This window comes from Streptomyces sp. NPDC111744, from assembly GCF_055634995.1.
On sequence record NZ_JBVKCG010000003.1, the window covers coordinates 134,791 to 157,728 of the forward strand.

Below are 22,938 nucleotides of genomic sequence, written 5' to 3' on the forward strand. Positions count from 1 at the left end.
TCATCCCTGGGTCTTCTGGATAGCTTCGCGAAGCACCTGGCGGTCGTCGAAGGGACGGACCACACCGGCGATGTCCTGGCCCTGCTCGTGGCCCTTGCCGGCGACCAGCACGGTGTCGCCGGGATGCGCACGGGCGACGGCCGCGGCGATCGCGGCGGCCCGCTCCTCGAAGAGGAGCACCTCACCGCGCTCGTGGGCGGGCACCGAGGCAGCGCCTTCGAGCATGGTCGCGAGGATGGCGAGCGGGTCCTCGGAGCGGGGGTTGTCGGAGGTCAGTACGGCGATGTCGGCGAGCCGTGCCGCGGCGGCGCCCATCGGGGCCCGCTTGGTCTTGTCGCGGTCGCCGCCGCAGCCCAGGACGATGTGCAACCGGCCCTTGGTTACCTTACGAAGGGCCTTGAGGACCGACTCGACGGCGTCCGTCTTGTGGGCGTAGTCGACGACCGCGAGGTAGGGCTGTCCGGCGTCCACGCGCTCCAGGCGGCCCGGCACGCCGGGGACGGCGGCGATGCCGTCGGCGGCGGTCTGCGGGTCGAGGCCCGCGGCGGCGAGGGCGACGATCGAGGCGAGGGCGTTGGCCACGTTGAAGGGGCCCGGCAGCGGCGACTTGGCGGCGATCCGGACGTCCTCGGGCCCGACGACGGTGAACGTCGAGTCCATCGGGCCGATGCGGACGTCCTCGGCGCGCCAGTCGGCGTCGGGGTGGCCCTCGGCGGAGTAGGTGACGACCGGGACGCCGGCCTCCTGGGCGAGCCTGCGGCCGTACTCGTCGTCGACGTTGACCACCCCCCGTTTGCTGCGTTTCGGGGTGAACAGCTGTGCCTTGGCCCGGTAGTAGTCCTCCATGTCGGAGTGGAACTCCATGTGTTCCGGGCTGAGGTTGGTGAAGACGGCGATGTCGAAGACGCAGCCGTCGACCCGGCCGAGGACCAGCGCGTGGCTGGAGACCTCCATGGCGACCGCCTCGACTCCGCGCTCGCGCATGACGGCGAACAGGGCCTGGAGGTCGGTGGCCTCGGGGGTGGTGCGCTCGGACTTGATGCGCTCGTCGCCGATGCGCATCTCGACGGTGCCGATGAGCCCCGTGCTGCGGGTGCTCTTCAGACCGCCCTCGACCAGGTAGGCGGTGGTGGTCTTGCCGGAGGTGCCGGTGATGCCGATCTGGAGCAGGTCGCGGCCCGGGTGGCCGTAGATGGTGGCCGCCAGTTCGCCCATCCGCGCGCGCGGGTCGTCGACGACCAGGACCGGCAGGCCGGTCGCGGCGGCGCGTTCGGCGCCCGTCGGGTCGGTCAGCACGGCGACCGCGCCGAGGCCGGCGGCCTGGGCGACGAAGTCGGCGCCGTGCAGCCGGGCGCCCGGCAGGGCGGCGTACACGTCGCCGGGGCGGACCGCGCGCGAGTCATGGGTGATGCCCGTGACCTGGGCTGCGTTTTTCACGGCCTCCGGTTCGTCGGCACCCAGCTGATCGGCGAGCTCCGCGAGGGATGTGGCGGAGACCTGTACCGGCCTGGGCGGCCCCGGATATGTCACGGAAGCGCCCTTCTGGGTGGTTTGGGACTGATCAGCGTGTGGCACGGCGGTGAGCGTACCGGGCGCACCCGCTCCGGAGCGAAGTGAGGGCTCTGGGGCCCGGTGGTTCCCGGGATCGGGGGTGATCGTTGTCACGGGCTCGTTCCTGGTGGTCTTTCCGAAAAGCTGAGGCGCTGATCAGGGCTTGTAGTCGACGGGCAGGTTCGCCGCCTTGGCGCCGGTCGGCGGGATCTGCAGGGTCTTGAGGGCGAACTCCATCACCTGCTTGTAGATCGGACCGCAGATCTGGCCGCCGAAGTAGCTGCCGGCGGTGGCGTTCTGGATGGCGCAGTAGACGGTGATGCGGGGGTTGTCCGCGGGCGCGAACCCGGCGAACGACGAGGTGTAGCCGCGGTATCTGCCGGTGGCCGGATCCACGCGGTTGGCGGTACCGGTCTTGCCCGCGACGTTGTAGCCGGGGATGGCCGCCTTGGCGCCGGTGCCCTGCTCGTCGTCCACGACCGACTCCAGCATCCGGGCGAGGGTCTTGGCCGTCTTCTCGCTGACCACACGGCTCTTCTTGGGCTGCGCGGCCGGGGTGAAGTTGCCGTCGGCGCCCTTGGACCCGCGCACCAGGGTCGGCTGGACACGGACTCCGCCGTTGGCGATCGTCGAGTAGACCGAGGCCGCCTGCATGGCGTTGATGGAGAAACCCTGGCCGAAAGGGATCGTGTACTGCTGCGAGGTCGACCACTTGGCCGGGGAGGCGAGGATGCCGGGGGTCTCGCCGGGGAAGCCGAGCCCGGTGTAGCCGCCGATGCCGAACTTGCGCAGATACGAGTAGAGGACCTGGTTGGCCTGCTGCTGGGTCTTGCCGAGCTGGCCGGTGGCGAGGATGGTGCCGATGTTGCTGGACTTGGCCAGCACGCCGTTGAGCGTGAGGTACCAGGTCGCGTGGTCGATGTCGTCCTTGAAGAGCCGGTCGCCGCGGTGCAGCCGGTTGGGCACCACCACGTGCGTGAGCGGGGTGGCGGCGTTCTCCTCCAGGACGGCCGCCATCGACATGACCTTGGCGGTGGAGCCGGGCTCGTAGGCGTCCTGGAGGGCCGCGTTGCCCATCGCTTCGGCGTCGGCCGTCGACAGGTCGTTCGGGTCGAAGCCGGGCGAGTCGGCCATCGCCAGGATCTGCCCGGTCCTGGTGTCCTGGACGACCACGTAGCCGCGGTCCGCCTTGGACTTCTTGACCTGGTCGGTGATGGCGTTCTGCGCGGCCCACTGGATGTCGCGGTCGATGGTCAGCTCGACGTCGGAGCCGGGCACGGCCGGGGTCTCCGTGGAGCCCGCGGTCGGCACCTCGCGGCCGCCGGACTGGGCGTAGCGGATCTTGCCGTCCTTGCCGGTCAGCTGCTTGTCGAGCTGCTGCTCGATACCGCCGCCGCCCTTGCCGTCGGCGTTGACCCAGCCCAGTATCCCGGCGGCCAGGTCGCCGTTCGGGTACACGCGCTGGCTGCTGGGGTCGGCGAAGACACCGGCCAGCGCGTTGACGGTGCTGTGGTCGGTCTCGGCCTTGTTGGTGAGGGCGGTCTTCAGGTCCTTGATCTGCTTCCAGACCTGCGGGGTCTGCCGGGCGGCGAGCCGGACGTAGCGCAGCTCCTTGTTCTCGGGCCGCAGCAGCTTGACGAGATCGGCCTGGCTCTTGCCGAGGATCGGGGCGAGCAGCGCGGCGGCCTGCTCGGGGCCGTCGTCCACCTTGAGCTGCTTACGGGTGAACATCGTGGGGTCGGCGGTGATGTCGTACGCGTCCTCGCTGATCGCCAGCGCCACACCGTTGCGGTCGGTGATCCCGCCGCGCTCGGCGGCCAGGGTGTGCACGACATACCGGTTCTGCTCTGCCTTCGCGGCGTACGCGCTGGCGTCGACGGCCTGGACCTGGAGCAGTCGCCCCACGAAGATCAGCAGCACCAGGGTCAGGGCGAAGCCGACCGTGCGCAGCCGGGGCCGGGGGCTGCCGAGCCGCAGCGGCCGCTGGGCCGAGGGGCGCTGCGCGCTCGGGCGGCGGACCGGGCGGGCGCCGGGGCCGGGCCCGCGCCGGACCGCACCCCGGGGCTCTCGGGGGCGGGGCGGCTTGGCGGGGCCGGGCACACGGCGGCGCGGCGGTTGCCTTTCTCCAGAAGTGTCTGGCACTTCCGTCACCTGCCGGGGGTCGTGGTCGGGGTCGTCACGGGCGTGAGTGCCGGCGCCGGGGTCGTCACCGGCGTGGTGTCCGGCGTGGGTGCCGGTGCGGTCGCCGGCGCGGAGACGTCCGGCGTCGGTACGGCGACGACGGACGGGCTGCCGATGACCTCGGGGGCGAGCGGCTGGGTGTCCTGCCGGAGGGCGGCGGGGCTGGGGACGCCCTTGACGGTGCCGTCGGGGCCGAGGAAGACCGGGTCGCCGCCGGGGACCATGCCGAGCTCGCGGGCCCGGCGCTGGAGGGCGTCGGGGGCGGAGTAGGCGTCGATGTCCCGCTGCAGGGCCTGTTCCTCGTCGGTGAGGTTCTTGGTCTGCTTCTGCAGGTCGTCGAGTTTGAACGAGCCCTCACTGAGCGCCGAGTTCAGCACCAGCAGGCCGATCAGGCCGCCACCGAGCAGCAGGACGACGAGCAGGACGAACGGGGTGCGGGCGGCCTGGTTGGAACGGCCGACCGGAAAGAGCCGCGCGAGCCGGGCGGCCCGCCCTTTCAGCTCGGGTTTCCTACTCACGTGTCCTCCGGTGGGTCCGGAAACCCCGCGTGCTCACGCCGCTCATTCAATGGACTCCCTGATGCGCTGGGCCCCTCGAAGACGCGCGGGGGCGGCCCTGCGGTTCTCGGCGACCTCTTCCTCGGTGGGAAGTTCGGCACCGCGCGTGAGCAGCTTGAGCCGGGGCTGGTACTGCTCGGGCACGACCGGCAGCCCGGGCGGCGCGGTGGTGGCGGCACCGGCCGCGAACACCTGCTTGACGAGACGGTCTTCGAGCGAGTGGTACGACAGTACGGCGATCCGACCGCCGACCACGAGGGCCTTCACCGCGGCCGGGATCGCCCTTTCCAGGACGGCCAGTTCACCGTTGACCTCGATGCGCAGCGCCTGGAAGGTGCGCTTGGCCGGGTTGCCGCCGGTGCGCTTGGCGGCCTGCGGCAGGGAGTCCCGGATCAGCTCGACGAGCCGGGCGCTGTTGCTGAACGGCTCCTTCTCGCGCTCCCGGACGATCGCCGAGACGATCCGCTTGGCCTGCTTCTCCTCGCCGTACGCGAACAGGATGCGCACGAGGTCACCGGCCGGGTAGGTGTTGAGGACCTCGGCGGCGCTGATGCCGGTCGTCTGGTCCATGCGCATGTCGAGGGGCGCGTCCTGGGCGTAGGCGAAGCCCCGGTCCGCCTCGTCGAGCTGCATGGAGGAAACACCGAGGTCGAACAGCACGCCCTGCACGCGCGCGATGCCGAGGCGTTCGAGTACCCCGGGCAGCTCGTCGTAGACGGCGTGCACCAGGGTGGCGCGGTCACCGAAGGGGGCGAGGCGCTCGCCGGACAGGCGCAGGGCCTCCTTGTCGCGGTCAAGGGCGACCAGGCGGGCCTCGGGGAACCGGGTCAGCAGCGCCTCGCTGTGCCCGCCGAGGCCGAGGGTGCAGTCGACGACCACGCTTCCCGGCGCCTCCAGGGCGGGTGCCAGCAGATCCAGGCACCGCTGGAGCATCACCGGGACGTGTCGACTCTGGCTCAAGGGGGCCTCTCAGGTCCGCGCGGGAGTACGCACCGCCGGGTCCCCGCCCGCTCGGTACGCGCGCCGCGCACGTGGGGAGACGCCCGGGCGCCGTGCCGGGGTCTCCAGGGGATTTCACCAGCGGGGAGAGCCTCGCCTCCCGCTTCGCGTCACTTTAGTCCACCGTGTCGCCCGGTCAATCAACCGGCCTGCGCGGCGCGTACGGCATGGCGGCGGGGGCCGCGATTCGCAGGGAATCACCCGTACAGCCCTGGTTTGCCCTCCGTGTGGGTTAGGTCACAACAAGCCACGATGACGCTCTTTGTGCCCTCTCACAGCAGGCCCTGACCGCCGGTGACCAGTACCGTCGTGTCTATGACGACTTCCGCAGCAGCTCCCACTGGATCTGAAGGCGCCATAACCCAGGGCGGCACCGTGACGGATCGCCTGGTCGACGCCAACCGTACGTACGCCGCCGCCTTCACCGACCCCGGCATGGACGCCCGGCCCGTGCTGCACGTGGCCGTGGTGTCCTGCATGGACGCCCGTATCGACCTGCACAAGGCGCTCGGCCTGCAGCTCGGCGACTGCCACACCATCCGCAACGCCGGCGGTGTGGTCACCGACGACGTGATCCGCTCCCTCACCATCAGCCAGCGCAAGCTCGGCACCCGCAGCGTGGTCCTCATCCACCACACCGGCTGCGGCCTCGAAGCCCTCACCGAGGACTTCCGCAACGAGCTGGAGATGGAGGTCGGCCAGCGCCCGGCCTGGGCGGTGGAGTCCTTCCGGGACGTCGACCAGGACGTACGGCAGTCCATGCAGCGGGTGCGCACCTCGCCGTTCATGCTCCACACCGACGACGTACGCGGCTTCGTCTTCGACGTCCGCACCGGCCTGCTGCGCGAGGTCGACCCGGCCTGAGCCCGGAGGCTCCGACGGACCACCCACCCCGAAAACCGCCGCCGTACCCTGTCTGGATGCTGTCGAATACGCGGTCAAAAGGCCGTAAGACCGACATAGTACGGGCAGTTGTCCACAGGCGAGTGACACGAATCGGTAACGGCAGCAAGAATGCGGTGCGAGACGTCACGCGGAACTATTCACGTGTGGTGTCCGTGTTTCGGGGTGGGCCGGTTCCGCTGACAGAGCGTCGGCCCGGCAATAACGGGCCGAGGAGGGCCGGGTGACGACCTATGACGATCGAGCGAGCCTTACTGATCTGACCGCCACTGTGGAGCGGGTCCGCAGTTCCGTGGAGGGTGTGATCGAGGGCAAGCCCGAGGTCGTACGGCTCTCGCTGACCGTACTGCTGGCCGAGGGACATCTTCTGATCGAGGACGTCCCCGGCGTGGGCAAGACGATGCTGGCGAAGGCACTGGCGCGGTCCATCGACTGCTCGGTACGGCGTATCCAGTTCACGCCGGACCTGCTGCCGTCCGACATCACCGGCGTGTCCATCTGGGACCAGCAGCGCCGGGACTTCGAGTTCAAACCGGGCGCCATCTTCGCCCAGATCGTGATCGGCGACGAGATCAACCGCGCCTCGCCCAAGACCCAGTCCGCGCTGCTGGAGTCGATGGAGGAGCGGCAGGTCACCATCGACGGGCAGACCTATGAACTGCCCAGCCCGTTCATGGTGGTGGCCACCCAGAACCCGGTCGAGATGGAGGGCACCTACCCGCTGCCGGAGGCCCAGCGCGACCGCTTCATGGCCCGCGTCTCGGTCGGCTACCCCAGCGTGGAGGCCGAGTTGCAGATGCTCGACATCCACGGCGGGGCCAGCCCCCTTGAGGACCTCCAGCCGGTGGCGCACGCGCACGACATCGTGAAGCTCGTCGATACCGTGCGGGGCGTCCATGTCGCCGAGACCGTCCGGCGGTACGCGGTGGACCTGGTCTCCGCCACCCGTACCCACCCCGACCTCAGACTCGGCGCCTCCCCGCGCGCGACGCTGCATCTGCTGCGCGCGGCGAAGGCGTCCGCCGCCCTGAGCGGCCGGGAGTACGCGCTGCCGGACGACGTGCAGGCTCTCGCCGTGGCGGTCCTGGCCCACCGGCTGCTGCCCACAGCACAGGCCCAGCTCAACCGGCGCACCGCGGAGCAGGTCGTCCAGGAGATCCTGCAGCAGACCCCGGTGCCGGCGGCCGCCCAGCAGCAGAGCGGCTTCGGCGGTCTGGGCCGAGGCGTGCCCGCGTATCCCCAGCAGCCCCCGCGGAGTCTGTGATGGCCGCCCCGGCGGAGGCCGGCCGCGAGGAGTCGGGCGGCGTCCGCACGGCCCTGGCCGGGCTGACCACCCGTGGCCGCTCCTTCCTGGCGGCCGGCATCGCGGCGGTGATCTGCGCGTACATACTCGGCCAGAGCGATCTGCGCCGGGTCGGGCTGCTGCTCGCCGTGCTGCCGCTGATCTGCGCGGCCGTGCTCTACCGCACCCGTTACCGGGTGGCCGGCAGCCGCCGGCTCTCCCCCTCGCGGGTGCCGGCCGGCAGCGAGGCCCGGGTCCATCTGCGGATGGACAACGTCTCGCGGCTGCCGACCGGCCTGCTGATGCTCCAGGACCGGGTGCCCTACGTCCTCGGCCCGCGCCCCCGCTTCGTCCTGGACCGCATCGAGCCGGGCGGCCGCCGGGAGGTCTCCTACCGGGTCCGCTCGGACCTGCGCGGCCGCTATCCGCTGGGCCCGCTCCAGCTGCGCCTGACCGACCCGTTCGGGATGTGCGAACTGACCCGGTCCTTCTCGACGTTCGACACGCTGACCGTCATCCCGCGCGTGGAGCCGCTGTCGCCGATCCGGCTCGGCGGCGAGGCGAAGGGGTACGGCGACGGGCGGCAGCGCTCCCTGGCCCTGGCCGGCGAGGACGACGTGATCCCGCGCGGCTACCGGTACGGCGACGATCTGCGCCGTGTGCACTGGCGCTCCACCGCCCGCTACGGCGAGCTGATGGTGCGCCGCGAGGAGCAGCCGCAGCGTGCCCGCTGCACGGTGCTGCTGGACACCCGGGGCATCGCCTACGAGGGCGCGGGCCCCGACTCGGCGTTCGAATGGGCGGTCTCCGGCGCCGCCTCGGTCCTGGTCCACATGCTCGAACGCGGCTTCTCGGTCCGGCTGTTGACGGACACCGGTAGCGCGGTGCCCGGTGAGGGTGCCGACGGTTTCGCGGGCTCCGGCCAGGATTCGGCGGACGCGGCCGGGCTGCTGATGGACACCCTGGCCGTGATCGACCACTCGGACGGCACCGGCCTGTCCCGTGCCTACGACGTGCTGCGCGGCGGGAACGAGGGGCTGCTGGTGGCCTTCCTGGGCGACCTCGACGAGGAACAGGCGGCGGTGGCCACGAAGATGCGCCGGCGCAGCGGCGGCGGTGTCGCCTTCGTCCTGGACCCGGACACCTGGGTGCGGGAGCCCACCGACGTGCCCGCTTCGGGCAACGCGCACGAGGAGGGGCTGCGGACGCTGCGCGAGGCCGGCTGGACGGCGGTCAGCGTGCCGCGCGGGGCCCCGCTGGCCGAGCTGTGGCGGCAGGCCGACCGGGACCGCCTCTCGGTGGCCGCGGCGGGCGGGGAGGCCCGGTGATGAGCGGACGGGCCCGGCTGACCCTCACCGCGGCGGCGGCGACGCTGATGGCGTCCTGTGCCCTGCTGCCCCTGGTCTCCCCGATCACCTGGCTGTTCCAGGCCGCGTTCCTGGTGGCGATCCAGACCGGCGTGGGCGCGGCCGCGCGACGGGTACCACTGGCCCGGCCGCTGACCGTGGCCGCGCAGGCCCTGGTCACCCTGCTGATGCTGACCCTGGTCTTCGCCCGGGGCCACGCCGTCGCCGGGCTGATCCCCGGCCCGGACACCTTCCGGTACTTCGCCGACCTGCTCCAGCAGGGCTCCGGGGACGTCAGCCGGTATGCGATACCCGCGCCGCTGTCGCCCGGCATCCGGCTGATGGTGATCGGCGGGGTCCTGGTCGTCGGGCTGATCGTGGACACCCTCGCGGTGACCTTCCGCAGCGCGGCCCCTGCCGGGCTGCCGCTGCTCGCGCTGTACTCGGTGGCGGCGGGCCTGTCCGACGGGCCGACCGACTGGCTCTGGTTCCTGGTGGCGGCGGCCGGCTATCTGCTGCTGCTGCTCGCCGAGGGCCGGGACCGGCTCTCGCAGTGGGGCCGCATCTTCGGCGGGGTCTCGCGCACCCCGGGCGGCCCGGAGAGCGGCGCGGTGGCACCGGTGCGCACCGGACGCCGGATCGGCTTCGCCGTGCTGAGCGTCGCCCTGTTCGTGCCGTTCGTGATGCCCTCGATCCAGGGCGGCCTGCTGGACGGCACCGGGACCGGTGTCGGCGTGGGCGACGGGAACGGCGGCACCATCTCCGCGGTCAACCCCCTGGTATCTCTGCGGGACAGCCTCAACGTGGACGAGGACCGTCAGGTGCTGTCCGTGCGGACCAGCACCGCCGACGTCTCCGACCTGTATCTGCGGATCGTCTCCCTGGACGACTTCGACGGCACCACCTGGAAGCCGGCCCAGCGGCACATCACCGGCGTCCCGGACACCTTCCCGACCCCGGCCGGGCTGGGCGGCGACGTCAAGCGGGCGACGGTGAGGACCACGATCTCGGCCGCCGACTGGTACGCCCAGGACTGGCTGCCGATGCCGTACCCGCCGAGCGGGGTGAAGGTCGCCGGCACCTGGCGCTACGAGCCCGTCGGGATGACCCTGGTCGGCGACCACGGCCAGAACACCCGCGGTGAGACCTACCAGGTCACCAGCCTGGACGTGCAGCCGACGGCGGATCAGCTGGCCACGGCGCCGGAGTCGTCGGCTGTCATGAAGAAGGAGTACACCAAGGTGCCCTCCTCGCTGCCGTCGGTGGTGGCGAAGACGGCCGAGGAGGTCACCGCGGGCTCGACGAGCCACTACGAGGAGGCGGTCAAGCTCCAGGACTACTTCGCGGTGAACGGCGGCTTCCAGTACGACACCCAGGTCCAGGTCGGACGGGGCGAGGGCGCGATCGCGAACTTCCTTAAGCAGAAGCGCGGTTTCTGTGTGCACTTCTCCTTCGCGATGGCCGCGATGGCCCGGACGCTGGGCATCCCGGCCCGGGTCGCGGTGGGCTTCGCGCCCGGCACCCCGCAGGCCGACGGCACGGTCTCGGTGGGTCTGAAGGACGCGCACGCCTGGCCGGAGCTGTATTTCGAGGGCGTGGGCTGGACCCGGTTCGAGCCGACCCCGACCCGGGGCACGACGCCGTCGTACACCGTCTCGGACATCCCCGGTTCCTCGGTGCCGGACGAGGCCCTGCCCTCCAAGGGTGTGTCGGCGGCGCCGTCGGCCTCTGCCTCGGCGAGCGCGAGTTGCACGGCCCAGCTGCGCAAGCAGGACGTCTGCGCGAGCCCGTCGGCGGCGAGCGCGGTGCAGCGGGGCGACGGCGGCCCGCCGTGGTGGCAGCTGGCGCTGTGGGCGCTCGCCGGACTCGCCGTGCTGGCGGTGCCGCTGTCGCCGATGCTCTACCGGCAGCGGGTGCGCGCCAAACGGCTCGGCGCCTACGATCACACCCCCGACGGTGTGGCTGCGCACACACTGGCGGTCTGGGAAGAACTGATCGACATGGCCTGGGACTTCGGCGTCCCGCCGGACGAGTCGCAGACTCCGCGCGGCGCGGCGGCCCGGATCGTCCGGCTCGGCCACCTGGACCCGGTCGCCGGCGCCTCGGTGCACCGGGTGGCGGGCGCGGTCGAACAGGTGCTGTACGCGCCGCGGCCACGGCTGACGGCGGGGCTCTCGGACGACGTCCACCGGGTGGCGGCCGCGCTCAACGGCATGGTCAGCGTCTCCACCCGGCAGAGGGCACTGTTCGCTCCACGGTCGACCGTGCGTGCGGTGTGGGCGGCGTCGGCCGGGTGGGCAAGGCTGCGGGAGCGGGCGGCAGCGGGCCGGCCGACCCTGCGGAAGCCGTCGGAACAGCAGAGCTGATCGGCAAGAGGCCCGCGCACATGAGCGGGCGGACATGAGTGAGGGGTGACCACCCGGCGGGTGGTCACCCCTCACTCGTGCTCTGTTCTGCCTGTTCGGCGAAGCTCTAGTGGCCCTGCTCGTCACGGCGGCGCTGCCAGCGCTCCTCGATGCGGGCCATCAGGGAGCGCTTGGGTCGTCCCTGGCGGCGGGCCTGCGGCCCTCTCGCGGGCTGCTCGCCGGGCTTGGGAGCCTTGCGCCAGCCGGTGACGGCGAGGACCGCGCAGCCCAGCATGACGAGGAAGCCGACCACGCTTACCCAGATCTGCAGTGTGACCATTCCGGCAATGAGGAGCGCGATACCCACGAGGAAGCCCGCGACCGCCTGGTAGACCCGTCGCCGGGTGTACGTCCGCAGCCCGCTTCCCTCAAGCGCTGTCGCGAACTTGGGGTCTTCGGCGTACAGCGCTCGCTCCATCTGCTCAAGCATTCGCTGCTCGTGCTCCGAGAGCGGCACGGCGTCCTCCTCATCGTGCAGTCGCCGGGGCGACCCGGGGGGTCCCTTCAGGATAGGCAGGGAATCGCCCCCGTGAAACCCGCCCCTCTAGGCCAATTGGCCAACCGGAATCCGACATGGCCGTCCCGGCTCGCTGAGGCTTCCATTCCCCAGAGGCCGACCCGTCATGCCGAGCGGTCTCCCTCGATCATACGGCGCAAACCCCTCGATCGGGGGGCCTGTGGCGTACTCCATCCGCTGTCGAGCCCCTGATCAGCGGGCTCGTCCCGGGAGGATCTCAGGCCCCGGCCGCACCCGGAGTCTCGCCGAGCACATGGAGCTGGGTGGCGACGGCGTGGAAGGCGGGGAGCTCGGCCGCGGCGGCCTCCAGCTTCAGCAGGGCGTCGAGTGCGCCGGGCTCGGTGTCCACCAGGACGCCGGGGACGAGGTCGGCGAAGACCCGCACGCCGTGCACGGCGGCGACGGCCAGGCCCGCGTCCTCGACCAGGCCGGTGAGCTGCTCGGCCGTGAAGCGGCGCGGCATGGGGTCGCCGCTGCCCCAGCGGCCGTCGGGGTCGTCGAGGGCCTGCCTGGCCTCCTTGAAGTGCCCGGCGAGGGCCCGTGCGACCACGGCCCCGCCGAGCCCGGCGGCGAGCAGGCTGAGGACGCCCTCGGAGCGCAGCGCGGCCACCGTGTTGCGCACGCCCTCGGCCGGGTCGTCGACGTACTCCAGGACGCCGTGGCAGAGCACCACGTCGTGGCCGCCGCGCTCGACCACGTCGAACAGGCCGAGGACGTCGCCCTGGACGCCCTTGACCCGGTCGGCGACGCCGGCCTCGGCGGCGCGGCGCTCCAGCGCGAACAGCGCGTTCGGGCTGGGGTCGACGACGGTGACACGGTGGCCGAGGCGGGCGAGGGGTACGGCGAAGTTGCCGCTGCCGCCGCCGGTGTCGAGGACGTCCAGCGCCTCCCGGCCGGTGGCCTTGACCCGGCGGTCGAGGGCGTCCTGGAGGACCTCCCAGACCACGGCGGTACGGAGAGAAGCGCGGGGTCGTGTGGGGTCCGGCACGGCAGTTGACTCCTCGGCGCGGCACCGCCTGTTGCCCGGCGGCGCGAACTCGGTGCCTCCCCGGCCCGGGGTGCGGGAGGAAGGAAGGCTTCAGGCGCTCTCCACCCTATTGCCTCCGCTGTCGCCCTCCTGCCTCCGCTGCCTCGCCCGGTCATCCCGCGTCGGGCAAGCCCCTCTGCGGGTCGCTGTCCGGGCTCTCTCCGTCCTGTCGGCGCGGCTGTGGCAGTACCGGCTGGAGGATGAGCATCCGCTCCACGATGCGGACGAACATCTCCACGTCACGTATCAGGTCGTCGGCGTCGCGGCGGCTGGCCGCGCCCTGGATGCCCGCCTCGGCGCGGGCGCGGCGGCGGGCGCCGGAGGCGAACAGGGCGCTCCACTCGGTGAGCTCGGGCGCGACCTCGGGGAGCACCTCCCAGGCGCTGCGGATGCGGGCCCGGCGCCGGGGCGAGGTCTCCGGGCGGGCGCGGGCGGCGAGCACGGCGGCCGCGGTGCGCAGGGCGGCCAGATGGGCGCTCGCGTAGCGTTCGTTGGGGGTGCCGAGGAGTTCGGCCTCGTCCAGGGCGGCGCGGGCCTGGGTGAGCAGGTCGAGGGCGGCGGGCGGGGCCGTGGCCCGGCGGAGCACGGGGTGCACATCGCTCGCCGGGCCGGTCAGTGAGGGGGCAGGGCCGGTGACGCGGCGCCGGTGGGCGGCGGCCGCTGAGGAGTTGGCCATGACGAACCTCCTGTCGTCTGAGTGACGGCTCCCTCACACGGGGTGCCGTATGTGCCCATCGTGAGGTATGGCACTGACAATCCAGTCTGACCTGGGACTTTGCTTCGATCGCAGGTTCGGGTTAGCTTTTGCACTGACCAGTCAGTTCAAAAATGATGCCGATACGGAAACACCTCGGAAGGCAGGGGGACCTGTGCACGGCGTATCTGTCACGGCCGAAGGCCTCGGGCTCAAGGGTCCGCGGGGCTGGGCGTTCCGGGGGATCTCCCTGTACGCCGCGCCCGGCGCGCTGATCGCGGTGGAGGGGCCGTCCGGCTCCGGCCGTACCTGTCTGCTGCTGGCGCTCACCGGACGGATGCGGCCCACCGAGGGCACCGCGGCCGTCGGCGAGACAAAGCTGCCCAAGCAGCTGGCGGCCGTGCGCCGGATCAGCGCGGTGGCCAACGTCGCCGGGGTCACCGACCTCGAACCAGCCCTGACCGTGGGCGAGCACCTGCGTGAACGGGCCCTGCTCCAGCGCCGGTTCGGCGACTCGCTGCGCGCTCTGCTGCGCCCCCGGGCCGAGCGCTCCGCACGCGCGCGTCAGCTGACCGACGACGCCCTGGCCGCCGCGGGGCTCGACCTGGAGGGGCTACCGAAGGGCGCCCGGACCGCCGTACGGGATCTGGAGCGGATCGAGGCGCTGCGGCTGTCCGTGGCGCTGGCGCTCGTCGGGAAGCCGCGGCTGCTGGCCGTGGACGACGCGGACCTGAAGCTGTCGGTGGCCGAACGGGCCGAGGTGGGGGCGCTGTTGGCGTCGATCGCCGAGGCCGGGACGACCGTGCTGGCGGTGTGCGGGGAGGCGCTGGAGGGGGCCGTCGTCGTACGCACCGGGACCGCCCGGGAAGGGGAGACCGGGATGTCGGAAGGCACCGGAACCGGGGAGGAGGCCGGCGATGCGCTCGCCGCGACTGGCCGCGCTTGAGCTCAGGCGCTTCGGACGAGGGAAGCTGCCCCGCGCGGCCCTGGTGGCCCTGCTGGTGCTGCCACTGCTGTACGGCGCGCTCTATCTGTGGTCGTTCTGGGATCCGTACGGCCGCCTTGACCGCATCCCGGTGGCGCTCGTGAACGACGACAAGGGGGCGAGTGCGAGCGGCAGGAGGATCACCGCGGGCGACGACCTCGTCGACGGGCTGCGGGACAGCCGGACGTTCGACTGGCATCAGGTGAGTGCCGCCGAGGCGCGCCGGGGAGTCGAGGACGGCACCTACTACCTGTCGCTGACCATGCCCGCCGACCTCAGCTCGCGCATCGCCTCCAGCGCGGGCGACTCCCCGGAGACCGGGGCGCTGCAGGTGCGCACGAACGACGCGAACAACTACATCGTCGGCCAGATCTCCCGCACGGTCTTCAACGAGGTGCGCTCGGCCGCGTCCGCCAAGGCGTCCCGGTCCTTCCTGGACCGCATCTTCATCTCGTTCGCAGACATCCACGGGCAGACGGTGAAGGCCGCCGAGGGCGCCGACACGCTCACCGGTGGCATCGGCAAGGCCGAGAAGGGCTCGAAGGACCTCGCCGACGGGCTGAAGGACGCCAGGACCGGCAGCGGGAGGCTTGCCAAGGGGATCAAGAAGCTGGACGCGGGCGCGGGAACACTGCAGGACGGTTCCCAGCAGGTCGCGGACGGCACCCAGACCCTCGCGGACCAGGTCAACGGCGTCTACGGCAAGGTCGGCCCGTATCTCAAGGACAACGAGAAGACCATCGGCGACACGGCGCGGCTGGTCGCCGACTCGGCGGGGACCGTCCGCGACAACCTGGGCGTCCTGGTGAAGACGGCCCCCGCGGCCGCGAAGACCGCGCACACGGCCGCCGGCACGCTGGACGAGGTTCATCGGACGCGCTGCTCGGCCGGGTTGCTCGACGACCCCGTCTGCCCCGACCTGAAGAAGGCCAGGGACGCGGCCGACGACGTGGCCGCCGTCGCCGACGACCTCAACACGCTGATCGCGAACCAGCACGGGGACCTGCGGACGCTCGACGCCAACCTCGGCACCCTCCAGCACCAGGCCCGGGCTCTCGCCGACCGCGCCCCGCATCTCTCCGAGGACGTCGCCGACGCCGTCAAGAAGATCAACAAGCTGAACGACGGCGCGGCCCAGGTCGCCGCGGGAGCCGAGAAGCTGCACACCGGCCTCGGCACGGCCCTGACCGGCGCGACCGGCCTGGACACGGGCGTCGGCAAGCTCGAGACCGGCGCCTACGACCTCAACGGCGGGATGTACAAGCTCGTGGACGGCTCCGGCAGGCTCGCCGGCGGTCTGCACGACGGCGCCGCCCGGATCCCCGACTACGGCAAGAAGGACCGCGACCGGCGCACCGGGGTGATGGCCGACCCGGTCCAGCTCGCCTCCCATGACCTGCACAAGGCGCCCAACTACGGCACCGGGTTCGCCCCGTACTTCATCCCGCTGTCCCTGTGGGTCGGCGCGATGGTGGCCTACATGCTGATCCAGCCGCTCAACCGGCGGGCCCTGGCGGCCGGTTCGGCGGCCTGGCGGATCGCGCTGGCGGGCTGGCTGCCGGTGGTCGCGGTCGGCGTGCTGCAGACGGCCGCCCTGATGGCCGTACTGCACTGGGCGATCGGTCTGCAGATGGTCCGCGCGGCCGGGACGGTCGGGTTCCTCTTCCTGGCGGCGGCCTGCTTCGCGGCGATCGTGCAGTGGCTGAACGCGCGCTTCGGGGCGGCCGGCCGGATCCTGGTGCTGGCGCTGCTGATGCTCCAGCTGACGTCGGCGGGCGGCACCTATCCCGTGCAGACCAGCCCGGGCTTCTTCAACGCGATCCACCCGTTCCTGCCGATGAGCTACATCGTGGAGGCGCTGCGAAGGCTGATCACGGGCGGCGGACTGGGACCGGTGTGGCAGGCCTGCGCCGTCCTGACGGCGTTCACGGCGGGCGCCCTCGCGCTCACCGCCCTGTCCGCCCGGCGCCGCCAGGTGTGGACGCTGGACCGGCTGCACCCCGAGCTCAGCCTGTGAGGAGATCCATGTCCTCGCCTCCGGTGCCCGCCGGGGCCGCAGTTCCTGTGAGAATCAGGACCATGGAACCCAGCAGCACCACGGGCGGCAGCACGCGCCGTGAAGCCACCCGGCAGAAGCTCTACGAGGCGGCCGTCACCCTCATCGCCGAGCAGGGCTTCTCCGCCACCACCGTGGACGAGATCGCCGAGCGTGCCGGGGTCGCGAAGGGCACGGTCTACTACAACTTCGCGAGCAAGTCGGTCCTGTTCGAGGAGCTGCTGCGGCACGGCGTGGGCCTGCTCACCGCCTCCCTGAAGGAGGCCGCCGAGCGGACCGCGCGGGAGGGCGGCAGCCGGGTCGACGCCCTGGACGCGATGGTCCGCGCGGGTCTGGTCTTCATCGACCGCTATCCGGCCTTCACCCAGCTGTATGTGGCCGAGCTGTGGCGGACCAACCGGGCCTGGCAGTCGACGCTGATGGTGGTCCGGCAGCAGGCGGTCGCGGTCGTCGAGGACGTGCTGCGCGAGGGCGTGGAGAACGGCGAGTTCAGCGACGAGATCGACATCCAGCTGTCGGCGGCCGCGCTGGTCGGCATGGTGCTGGTGGCCGCGCTTGACTGGAAGTCCTTCCAGCCGGAGCGCTCCCTGGACGACGTCCACTCGGCCCTGTCCCGGCTGTTGCAGGGGCGAGTGAGCGGGAAGGGCTGAACCGGAAAGGACCGAACCGGAAAGGGAAGAGCGCCGGCCCGCGGTGGCCGCGTCCCCCGCGGGCCACCGTCGGACCGGCGCCTTCCGTACTCCCCCGTGGTTCCCCCGGTTTCCCGTCGTTCCCCCGGGTCCCGGTCCCCTCTCCCCCGTGTCTCGCTTCCGCCGACGGATCGGCGGAAGGAGCGGTCGAGGGCGCCGGCACCGTTCCGCCGCCCCGTGTCGGCGGTACCGGACCAGGCGCCCCTTTCCGCGTCTCCACTCTCTCGTTCGCGCAGGTCGCGGCCCATCCGCGCGCGTACTCAACTCACTCCCTAGGTGCGCGTACTCAGTTCTGTGTGCTCAGGCCCAGGACGCGCGGTCGCCGACTGGCTACGATCGCGTCCGTGTCGGTACTCCCCTTGGTCTTCACCAGCGGCTGGGCCAGCGGAATCAACGCCTACGCGGTGGTGCTGCTGCTCGGCCTCTTCGGCGCGACAGGCGTGAGCGACGACGTCCCCGCGACGCTGCAACGTCCCGAGGTCCTGATCATCGCGGGCGTGCTGTTCCTGTGCGAGGCGGTCGCCGACAAGATCCCGTACGTCGACTCGGCGTGGGACTCCGTGCACACGGTGGTCCGCCCGGTGGCGGGCGCCTGGGTCGGGGCGCTGCTCGCCGGGCACAGCGGCTCCCTGTCGGACGTGGCGGCCGGACTGATCGGAGGTTCGACGGCGCTGGCCAGCCACACGGTCAAGGCCGGGACCCGGATGGCGGTCAACACCTCGCCGGAGCCGTTCAGCAACATCGTGCTGAGCTTCGCCGAGGATCTCGGGGTCGGCGCGATCGTGTCGTTCGCGATGTTCCACCCGCTGGCGGCGGCGATCATCGCGGCGGTGCTGCTGGCCACCGGTCTGACCGTGCTGGTGTTCCTGATCTCCCGGATCCGCCGCTTCTGGCGCCGCCGCGCCCAGCACCGGGAGGAACGCCGGCTCGCGGCCCACCTGGGAAGGCCACCGGACTGACGGGCCCGCCCCACCGGATTGTCAGTGGCGGTCGATAAAGTCGCGGGCATGGGACGGATTGCGGTGATCGGCGCCGGGATGGGCGCCATGGCGGCGGCCGCCCGGCTGGCCGTCGCGGGCCACCGGGTGACGGTGTACGAGCGTACGGAGACGTTCGGCGGCGGGGTGCGCCGGTTCGAGCGCGACGGGTTCGCCTTCGACACCGGCCCGGGGCTGCTGCCGCTGCCCGCCGTCTACCGCGACCTGTTCGTCAAGACCGGCAAGGAGCCGCTGGAGGACCTGGTCGAGCTGGTCCAGGTCGACCCGTCGGCCCGGCATGTCTTCGCGGACGGCACCGAGGTGGCACTGCCCAACGCGTCCCGCGCGGGTGTCGTCACCGCGCTCGACGAGGCCCTCGGAGGAGGCGCGGGGCAGCGTTGGGGCGACTTCCTGGTGCGGGCCCGGGAGGCCTGGGACCGCACCCGGCGCCCACTCCTGGAGGAGCCGCTGTGGCCGAACTGGCAGGTGCTGGCGGAGCGCGAGCCCTACCCGTCCGTGCCGCACAGGAGGCTGCTGCGTACCCGCCGGGCGGCCACACTCGCCGAGATCGGCACCTGGGAGCTGCGCGACGAGCGCCTCGCCGCCCTGCTGAACAGCCACGCACTCGCCTACGGCCTCGACCCCCGTGACACTCCGGCGAGTGCGGCCGTCCTGCCGTACCTGGAGCACGCCTTCGGCACCTGGTATGTGCGCGGTGGCATGCGGGAGTTGGCGCGGGCCGTGTACGAGCGGTGTGTGAAGCGCCGGGTCGAGTTCGTCTTCGGCTCGGAGGTCACCGGCGTCCAGGAGAAGGACGGCCGGGTGGCGGGGGTGGAGCTGGCCGACGGAGGGGTGGCCGACGCCGACTTCGTGGTGGCGGGCGTACCGCCGGAGGCGCTGAGCCGGCCCGCGGTACGGACCGACGCCGGCCCCGCGCCCCGGCAGGGGCAGCCGAGCCGGCTCACCGTGCTGCTGGCGCTGCGGGGCGACCGGCCGGAGGGGACCGCCCACCGGACCGTGGTGCACCCGGCGGACCCTGCCGCGGAGTTGGACGGCCTGTTCGGCTCGGCGCCTGCCGCGCCCGGGACGGTGACGGTGCTGCGGCCCGACGACCCGGCCCTGGTCCCGGACGCCGGACACGAGGCGGTCGCACTGGTCTCGACGGTGCCCGCCGGGGGCGGCGGTCCCGATGGGGCAGAGCGGATGATCACCGTCGCCGAGCGTGCCATACCGGGGCTGCGGGACCGCGTCCTGTGGCAGGAGGTACGCACTCCGGCGGACATCGCGGCGGAGACCGGCGCGGTCGGCGGGGCGGTGCCGCCCCCGGCGCTGGCGGCCGGCGCGGGCAGGCTGCTGCACCCGGCCAACACCACTGACCTCTCAGGTCTGTTCACCGTGGGCGGCTGGTCGCACCCCGGTGGCGGGCTTCCGCACGCGGGTATGTCGGGGGCGCTGGTGGCCGGACTGGTCGTGGAGGGACCGGAGTTCCGCGGCTCGCGGTGAGAAACGGCCGGGCGCTTGGGAAGCGGTGGCTTCAGAAACGGTACTGCTCGTCGTACCCGGTGCCCTGCTGGTCCTGCTGCTGGCCCTGTCCGTCTCCCTGGTAGGGGTACGGCTGCTCCTGCGGGAGTTCGCCGCCGTAGGTCTCGTCGGCGCGCTGCTGCGGGACCCAGACACCGCCCGCCGGGGTCTCGCCGTAGCCGCCGTTGCCGTACTGGTCCTGGGTGTAGCCCTGCTGGTCGTACTGCTGGGTGCCGTAGGACTGGTCGTACCCGGCGCCGCCGTAGGTCTGGTTGCCGATGTACGGGTCGGAGTAGTTGGCGTACTGCTGCTGGCCGTTGGCGTCGTAGCCGTACTGCTGCTGGCCGTAGCCGGAGTAGTCGTAGGCGTAGTTCTGGTCGGTGCCCTGGGCCGCGTACGCCTGGTCCTGGCCGGCGGTCGCGTAGGCCGGGTCGCCGGTGGTGGCGTAGCCGGGCTCGTTGTATATGCCGTAGGAGCCGGTGTCGTCGGGCATCGGCTGCGGCTCGTAGACCGCGGTGGACTCGGCGGCGGTCGGCTCGGCAGCGCCGGCCGGGGAGAAGACGTCGTCGCGGTCGTAGTCCTCGTCGCCGTAGCGCGGGTTGCCGCCGGTGGCGTAGGCGGCCTGCTGGTCGGCGTAGGCGGCGTCGGCCGCGTCCGGGTCGGTGGCCTCCGGGCCCGGGTCCTCGTCCGGCTCGCCGCGGCGGCGCTTGATCGGGCCGCCGTCACCGTCCGCGCCGGGGCGCTTGACCGCCCAGCCGGCCTCGAAGCCGCGGCGGAACGAGAGTGTGACGTAGGTCTGGCCGACCGCGAAGGCGATCGCGCCCAGACCGATGACGATCACCGACGGAATCAGGACACCGAAGACGACCCCGAGGAAGCCGGCGAAGGCGAGCAGCCGCCAGCGCAGTCGCGCCTTGTACTGCAGCAGTACCTCGCCCAGCAACCACAGCGCGACGATGCCGAACGCTGCGTAGAGGACCGTCCAGCCCATGTACGCCCCTCTCCCAATGACCGCTACGCAGTGTGTCGTACTCCGGTGCGGCCGGTCTAGGCCCGCGGGGGATGGTGCAGGCCCAGGTTCTCGTGGATTTCCAGCGTCGCCGTGGAGCTGTTGAGCGTGATGAAGTGCAGTCCGGGGACGCCCTCGGCCAGCAGCCGTGCGCAGAACTCCGTGGCGAACTCGATACCGATGGAGCGTACCGCCGCCGGATCGTCTTTGGCTGTGAGGATCCGCTCTTTCAGGGCGTCCGGGAAGGCCGCGTTGCTGAGTTTGGGCAACCGTTCCAGCATCTTCACGCTGGTGACGGGCAGGATTTCCGGAATCACCGGGGTCTCGCAGCCCGCCGCGACGACCCGGTCGCGAAGGCGAAGGTACGACTCGGGCTGGAAGAACATCTGCGTGATGGCGTAGTCGGCGCCCGCGCGGCACTTGTCGACGAAGTGCCGGACGTCGGTGTCCCAGTCGCTGGAGCGCGGGTGCATCTCCGGGAAGGCGGCCACGCCCACACAGAAGTCACCCGACTCCTTGATGAGCCTGACGAGTTCGGCGGCGTAGGTCAGGCCCCGCGGATGTGCCACCCACTCCCCCATCGGGTCGCCGGGCGGGTCGCCACGCACCGCGAGCATGTTGCGGATCCCGGCGTCCGCGTACTGGCCGATGATGTTGCGCAGTTCCGCCAGGGAGTGGTCGACCGCGGTGAGGTGGGCGACCGGGGTGAGCGTGGTGTCGGCGACGATCTGCTGGGTCTCCCTGACCGTGCCCGCGCGGGTCGAGCCGCCGGCGCCGTAGGTCACGGAGACGAAGTCGGGGGCGACCGCTTCGACCCGACGGAGCGCGGTCCACAGGTTCCGCTCGCCCTTGGGGGTTTTCGGCGCCGAGAACTCGAACGAGCACGTGGTCTTGCCGGAGGCGAGCATGTCACGCACGGTGAGTGCGCGGTCAGTCCTGGTGGATGCGGTTCCGAGGGCCATACTCGCAGGTTAGCCAGGGGCGGACGGTCACCCAACCGCACTCGGGGGATTTGCCTGGATTGTCGGCCTCACGTCCGGATACTGGACAAGTTTCCGGACGGGTGTGCCGACGGCTACTCGGACCGCAGTCGCTTCGCGAACTCGGCTGCCGCCGCGCCCGGGTCGTCGGCCTCGGTGAGTGCGCGGACCACGACCACCCGACGGGCGCCCGCGTCCAGCACCTGGTCGAGGTTGCCCAGGTCGATGCCGCCGATGGCGAACCAGGGGCGGTCCGTGCCCAGAGCGGCGGTGTACCGCACCAGGTCGAGGCCGGGAGCGGGGCGGCCCGGCTTGGTGGGGGTGGGCCAGCAGGGGCCGGTGCAGAAGTAGTCCACGCCGTCCTGGACGGCGGCCGCGGCCGCCTCGGACTCGGCGTGCGTGGAGCGGCCGATCAGGAAGTCCGGGCCGAGGATCGCGCGGGCGGCCGGGACCGGCAGGTCGCCCTGGCCGAGGTGGAGCACGTCGGCGCCGGCCGCGTGGGCCACGTCCGCGCGGTCGTTGACCGCGAGCAGCCTGCCGTGCCGGGCGCAGGCGTCGGCGAACACGGCGAGGTGCTCCAGCTCCTCGGCGGCCTCCATGCCCTTGTCGCGCAGCTGCACGATGTCGACACCGCCCGCCAAAACCGCGTCCAGGAACTCGGCGAGGTCGCCCTGCTCCTTGCGGGCGCCCGTGCACAGGTAGAGACGGGCGTCGGCCAGCTGGGCGCGGGCGGTGTCGGTCATTCGGGGTCCCCCGTTGTGTCAGTACTTGCTGCCTCAGACGGCGAGCGCCTGGGCGCGGCGCTTCACCTCCGTGCCGCGATTCTCGCTCAGGGCCTGCGCGGGGGTGCCGGGCAGGCTCGCGTCAGGTGTGAAGAGCCACTCCAGCATCTCTTCGTCCGTGAAGCCGTCGTCCCGCAGGAGCGTCAAGGTTCCGGACAGGCCCTTGACGACCTTGTCCCCGTCGATGAAAGCGGCGGGGACGTGCAGCGCGCGGTTCTCACCACGGCGTACGGCGATGAGCTGGCCCTCCTTGACCAGCTGCCGCACGCGCGTCACCTCGACGTCCAGCATCTCTGCGATGTCGGGGACGGTGAGCCAGGCGGGGACGAGAGCATCGATCTTTGCGTCAATCTCGGTCACGGATCCAGGGTAGGCGTTCCGCCAGGGGTGCCGCGATGGCAGTGCCGGGAGGGTCGTCGTTCGGGTGCGGCCCTGTGGGGCAGATCGCGCCCACACGGCGGAGCCGCATATGCCGGA

The 22,938-nt window shown here is 72.0% G+C and carries 20 protein-coding genes; 9 read left to right on the plus strand and 11 right to left on the minus strand.

The window, feature by feature from the left end; all coding sequences use genetic code 11:
- From ACZ7OO_RS07840 to rsmH, 4 genes are read right to left on the minus strand one after another with little or no spacing between them, the layout of a single operon-like run.
- Complete coding sequence (locus ACZ7OO_RS07840; RefSeq protein ID WP_471502602.1) at positions 1-1,665, minus strand: UDP-N-acetylmuramoyl-L-alanyl-D-glutamate--2,6-diaminopimelate ligase; 1,665 nt, start codon at positions 1,663-1,665, stop codon at positions 1-3.
- Between the two features lie 42 nt (positions 1,666-1,707).
- On the minus strand, positions 1,708-3,693 hold the full coding sequence (locus ACZ7OO_RS07845) for a peptidoglycan D,D-transpeptidase FtsI family protein (RefSeq protein ID WP_471502604.1): 1,986 nt from the start codon (positions 3,691-3,693) through the stop codon (positions 1,708-1,710).
- A 5-nt stretch (positions 3,694-3,698) separates the two neighbouring features.
- The gene (gene ftsL, locus ACZ7OO_RS07850; RefSeq protein ID WP_471502606.1) at positions 3,699-4,250 is read right to left on the minus strand and encodes a cell division protein FtsL; all 552 of its coding nucleotides are present in this window, start codon (positions 4,248-4,250) and stop codon (positions 3,699-3,701) included.
- A gap of 42 nt (positions 4,251-4,292) precedes the next feature.
- Positions 4,293-5,249, minus strand: a complete 957-nt coding sequence (rsmH, locus tag ACZ7OO_RS07855; RefSeq protein ID WP_471502608.1) for a 16S rRNA (cytosine(1402)-N(4))-methyltransferase RsmH — start codon at positions 5,247-5,249, stop codon at positions 4,293-4,295.
- 354 nt (positions 5,250-5,603) lie between these two features.
- Between rsmH and ACZ7OO_RS07860 the strand changes: the two genes are divergently transcribed.
- From ACZ7OO_RS07860 to ACZ7OO_RS07875, 4 genes are all read left to right on the plus strand, one after another.
- Positions 5,604-6,152, plus strand: coding sequence for a beta-class carbonic anhydrase (locus ACZ7OO_RS07860; protein ID WP_471502610.1), 549 nt, complete (start codon positions 5,604-5,606; stop codon positions 6,150-6,152).
- Positions 6,153-6,414: 262 nt separating this feature from the next.
- Positions 6,415-7,455 (plus strand): AAA family ATPase, encoded by a 1,041-nt coding sequence (locus ACZ7OO_RS07865; RefSeq protein ID WP_471502612.1) that lies wholly within the window; start codon positions 6,415-6,417, stop codon positions 7,453-7,455.
- Positions 7,455-8,801: a DUF58 domain-containing protein gene (locus tag ACZ7OO_RS07870; protein ID WP_471502614.1), complete on the plus strand. Its 1,347-nt coding sequence runs from the start codon at positions 7,455-7,457 to the stop codon at positions 8,799-8,801. Before ACZ7OO_RS07865 ends, ACZ7OO_RS07870 begins: the two co-directional genes overlap by 1 nt.
- On the plus strand, positions 8,801-11,185 hold the full coding sequence (locus ACZ7OO_RS07875; protein WP_471502616.1) for a transglutaminase TgpA family protein: 2,385 nt from the start codon (positions 8,801-8,803) through the stop codon (positions 11,183-11,185). The genes ACZ7OO_RS07870 and ACZ7OO_RS07875 overlap by 1 nt, the downstream gene beginning before the upstream one ends.
- Before the next feature lie 106 nt (positions 11,186-11,291).
- Here ACZ7OO_RS07875 and ACZ7OO_RS07880 read toward each other — a convergent pair whose 3' ends face one another.
- The 3 genes from ACZ7OO_RS07880 to ACZ7OO_RS07890 form a co-directional block, all read right to left on the minus strand.
- Entirely contained in the window at positions 11,292-11,681 is a 390-nt protein-coding gene (locus ACZ7OO_RS07880) for a DUF3040 domain-containing protein (protein ID WP_471502618.1), read from the minus strand.
- Positions 11,682-11,958: 277 nt separating this feature from the next.
- On the minus strand, positions 11,959-12,729 hold the full coding sequence (locus ACZ7OO_RS07885; RefSeq protein WP_471502620.1) for a methyltransferase: 771 nt from the start codon (positions 12,727-12,729) through the stop codon (positions 11,959-11,961).
- A 151-nt stretch (positions 12,730-12,880) separates the two neighbouring features.
- On the minus strand, positions 12,881-13,444 hold the full coding sequence (locus ACZ7OO_RS07890) for an SAV_6107 family HEPN domain-containing protein (RefSeq protein ID WP_471502622.1): 564 nt from the start codon (positions 13,442-13,444) through the stop codon (positions 12,881-12,883).
- Positions 13,445-13,637: 193 nt separating this feature from the next.
- On the opposite strand from ACZ7OO_RS07890, the gene ACZ7OO_RS07895 reads away from it, so the two are divergent.
- The 5 genes from ACZ7OO_RS07895 (at position 13,638) to ACZ7OO_RS07915 (ending at position 19,672) form a co-directional block, all read left to right on the plus strand.
- A complete protein-coding gene (locus tag ACZ7OO_RS07895) occupies positions 13,638-14,408 on the plus strand; it encodes an ATP-binding cassette domain-containing protein (protein WP_471502624.1) in 771 nt (256 codons plus the stop codon).
- Positions 14,380-16,464, plus strand: coding sequence for a YhgE/Pip family protein (locus ACZ7OO_RS07900; protein ID WP_471502626.1), 2,085 nt, complete (start codon positions 14,380-14,382; stop codon positions 16,462-16,464). Before ACZ7OO_RS07895 ends, ACZ7OO_RS07900 begins: the two co-directional genes overlap by 29 nt.
- 62 nt (positions 16,465-16,526) lie before the next feature.
- Complete coding sequence (locus ACZ7OO_RS07905) at positions 16,527-17,153, plus strand: TetR/AcrR family transcriptional regulator (RefSeq protein WP_471502628.1); 627 nt, start codon at positions 16,527-16,529, stop codon at positions 17,151-17,153.
- Positions 17,154-17,536: 383 nt separating this feature from the next.
- Positions 17,537-18,151, plus strand: coding sequence for a DUF4126 domain-containing protein (locus ACZ7OO_RS07910; protein WP_471502630.1), 615 nt, complete (start codon positions 17,537-17,539; stop codon positions 18,149-18,151).
- Positions 18,152-18,199: 48 nt separating this feature from the next.
- Positions 18,200-19,672: a phytoene desaturase family protein gene (locus ACZ7OO_RS07915; RefSeq protein WP_471502632.1), complete on the plus strand. Its 1,473-nt coding sequence runs from the start codon at positions 18,200-18,202 to the stop codon at positions 19,670-19,672.
- Between the two features lie 31 nt (positions 19,673-19,703).
- Here the strand turns inward: ACZ7OO_RS07915 and ACZ7OO_RS07920 are convergent, their stop codons facing one another.
- The 4 genes from ACZ7OO_RS07920 to ACZ7OO_RS07935 all read right to left on the minus strand — a co-directional run bounded on the left by ACZ7OO_RS07920 (position 19,704) and on the right by ACZ7OO_RS07935 (position 22,821).
- Positions 19,704-20,681, minus strand: a complete 978-nt coding sequence (locus ACZ7OO_RS07920; RefSeq protein WP_471502634.1) for an SCO2102 family sporulation regulator — start codon at positions 20,679-20,681, stop codon at positions 19,704-19,706.
- A 56-nt stretch (positions 20,682-20,737) separates the two neighbouring features.
- Entirely contained in the window at positions 20,738-21,661 is a 924-nt protein-coding gene (gene metF / locus ACZ7OO_RS07925; RefSeq protein ID WP_471502636.1) for a methylenetetrahydrofolate reductase [NAD(P)H], read from the minus strand.
- Between the two features lie 113 nt (positions 21,662-21,774).
- Complete coding sequence (gene thiE, locus ACZ7OO_RS07930) at positions 21,775-22,422, minus strand: thiamine phosphate synthase (protein ID WP_471502638.1); 648 nt, start codon at positions 22,420-22,422, stop codon at positions 21,775-21,777.
- A gap of 33 nt (positions 22,423-22,455) precedes the next feature.
- Entirely contained in the window at positions 22,456-22,821 is a 366-nt protein-coding gene (locus ACZ7OO_RS07935) for an Rv2175c family DNA-binding protein (protein ID WP_352226306.1), read from the minus strand.
- Positions 22,822-22,938 lie beyond the last annotated feature (117 nt).

Coding starts and splice junctions, on each gene's coding strand:
- ACZ7OO_RS07860 (WP_471502610.1), top strand. CDS start 5,604: ATGACGACTTCCGCAGCAGCTCCCACTGGATCTGAAGGCGCCATAACC.
- ACZ7OO_RS07870 (WP_471502614.1), top strand. CDS start 7,455: ATGGCCGCCCCGGCGGAGGCCGGCCGCGAGGAGTCGGGCGGCGTCCGC.
- ACZ7OO_RS07875 (WP_471502616.1), top strand. CDS start 8,801: ATGAGCGGACGGGCCCGGCTGACCCTCACCGCGGCGGCGGCGACGCTG.
- ACZ7OO_RS07890 (WP_471502622.1), bottom strand. CDS start 13,444: ATGGCCAACTCCTCAGCGGCCGCCGCCCACCGGCGCCGCGTCACCGGC.
- ACZ7OO_RS07900 (WP_471502626.1), top strand. CDS start 14,380: ATGCGCTCGCCGCGACTGGCCGCGCTTGAGCTCAGGCGCTTCGGACGA.
- ACZ7OO_RS07905 (WP_471502628.1), top strand. CDS start 16,527: ATGGAACCCAGCAGCACCACGGGCGGCAGCACGCGCCGTGAAGCCACC.
- ACZ7OO_RS07915 (WP_471502632.1), top strand. CDS start 18,200: ATGGGACGGATTGCGGTGATCGGCGCCGGGATGGGCGCCATGGCGGCG.
- ACZ7OO_RS07920 (WP_471502634.1), bottom strand. CDS start 20,681: ATGGGCTGGACGGTCCTCTACGCAGCGTTCGGCATCGTCGCGCTGTGG.
- metF (WP_471502636.1), bottom strand. CDS start 21,661: ATGGCCCTCGGAACCGCATCCACCAGGACTGACCGCGCACTCACCGTG.
- thiE (WP_471502638.1), bottom strand. CDS start 22,422: ATGACCGACACCGCCCGCGCCCAGCTGGCCGACGCCCGTCTCTACCTG.